The following is a 1,820-nucleotide window of genomic DNA, read 5'->3' on the forward strand; positions in this document are numbered from 1 at the left end:
TCAGAGCCGATGATTTTGCGGCTGAATCGCCCCAATACGTAAGGGGCAAATGCCATGTAGAACCCAATGAAAGCCGACGCGATGATCACGATAAACAACACGCTGTAGCCTAATTGTGCTAACACGGCGGTCAGAGCGAATGCCATGAACAGCACCAGATGTAGCGATAAATAGATATTTTTCATACGAGTAAAACGGGCGAGCAGGATATTGGTGATCATCGAGAACAGCAATATCAACGCCGCCGTGGCACCTATCTTATCAATAGTTGCCGCCATGATGGCTTCGTTACTGGGCACCACGCCAACAATATTAAAGGCGTGTGAAAATAAGCTGCTAAAAGCGGTAAGCACTTTCATTAAAATGCTCCCGCCTACTTTTATCATGGTAAAGCCAATAAAGGAGAGAAACGTCCCTGTTATTAATCGTGAAATCGTGGCCTTTTGGAATAATAATCCTAAAAAAGCGACAATGGCAATGATGACAGACGGCGTTTTAACCAGACTTAACAATATGTCCATGTTGACCCTGTAGGTATAGTGATAGCAAACGTGTTTGCAGAACAGCCGTTGTGTGCACGCCAGGCGTGAGCGTGCACAGAGGCAGGGCGAACCTGTTCTCATTGGCGTTATGCTACATTCGTTGGTGTTATTAAGAGCCTGTCCCTGGTTTCTGCGCGCTGCCCGTAAACAAACTGGCTACGCTAATGATGCCCACTGGGATAGGCTCTACGTCTTGATAATTTATCTTTACAATAATCCTTGCCACGCTACTACAGCACGAATAACCAATTTTTCTCAGTGCGATTTTTTTAATATGAGATCTTAATCAGAAAAATAAAACATCGTTCCAAAATTGTAAAACAATGTTTCTTTGTGTTTGTATATGGGATTTTTACTATTTTATCGAAAGCGCTATTATTATTTTAACGCTTTGTTATTGTCGTTGGTTAATTGTTTGTTATCACTTTTTTATGCAATATAACCCGACGGGAGTTTCATCTGTAGAATACCCTTTATTCTTGGTTCTAAGAATAAAACGCCAGTAGAGAGAAGGTGATGCATTTTTTAATATCTGTTTTACCCGTTTAACGTTAACTCATTAATCTCCAATTGAATTGTCCATAAAAATCTTCAACGCAGCACAACTCGCTTGCTGCCATTTGTGCCTATACTTGATGAAGTACTGGTCGTTCGCGTGTGTCCTGGATGCGCGTTTTCATCTGTAAAACATGAGGTGGTTATGGGAATCTTGTCCTGGATTATCTTTGGGTTGGTTGCGGGTGTTTTGGCAAAATGGATCATGCCGGGAAAAGACGGTGGCGGATTTATTATTACGGTTTTGCTCGGCATCGTTGGCGCGGTGGTGGGCGGTTATATCAGCACTTTCTTTGGCTTTGGCCGCGTGGACGGTTTCAATCTTGGCAGTTTCTGCGTTGCGGTGGTTGGCGCTCTGGTGGTGCTGCTGGTGTACCGTAAAATTCGCGCGTAATCGCACAAGGCGGGATCACTGTCCCGCCTTTACCCTTGTAGATAAGGCCACAGCGTCAGCCCTAGCAGCATCAGCCCGCCACCGAGGTTGATGGTGGTTTCCATGGTCTGCATATTGACGGCGCGCGCCGAGCGCAGCAGCACCTGTGTTGTCAGCAGCAACCATCCGCTCATGATGGCGACGTGCACCGTCGCCAACGCCATAAAGCTCATCACGCTCTGTTCCAGTGGTTGACTGTCACGCGTAGCGCCTGCAAACAGAGGCACTACCGTCACATACAGTAAAATGGCTTTGATATTGAGCACATTGGCAACGTAGGCGGCACGAAT

The 1,820-nt window shown here is 45.8% G+C and carries 2 protein-coding genes and 1 pseudogene; 1 reads left to right on the plus strand and 2 read right to left on the minus strand.

Features of this window, described 5'->3' with window-relative positions; genetic code table 11:
• The coding region (locus tag J5224_RS26305) for a PTS transporter subunit IIC (protein WP_319802491.1) at window positions 1–521 on the minus strand (521 nt) is incomplete at its 3' end.
• A 721-nt stretch (window positions 522–1,242) separates the two neighbouring features.
• Between J5224_RS26305 and J5224_RS26310 the strand changes: the two genes are divergently transcribed.
• Window positions 1,243–1,491 carry a GlsB/YeaQ/YmgE family stress response membrane protein gene (locus J5224_RS26310; protein ID WP_264628123.1) on the plus strand — a complete coding sequence of 83 codons (249 nt, stop codon included), beginning with the start codon at window positions 1,243–1,245 and terminating at the stop codon, window positions 1,489–1,491.
• Between the two features lie 29 nt (window positions 1,492–1,520).
• Here the strand turns inward: J5224_RS26310 and J5224_RS26315 are convergent.
• A pseudogene (locus J5224_RS26315) lies at window positions 1,521–1,820 on the minus strand (LysE family translocator); the annotation flags it as partial.

This window comes from Candidatus Symbiopectobacterium sp. NZEC135, assembly GCF_025962695.1.

Coding starts and splice junctions, on each gene's coding strand:
- J5224_RS26310 (WP_264628123.1), top strand. CDS start 1,243: ATGGGAATCTTGTCCTGGATTATCTTTGGGTTGGTTGCGGGTGTTTTG.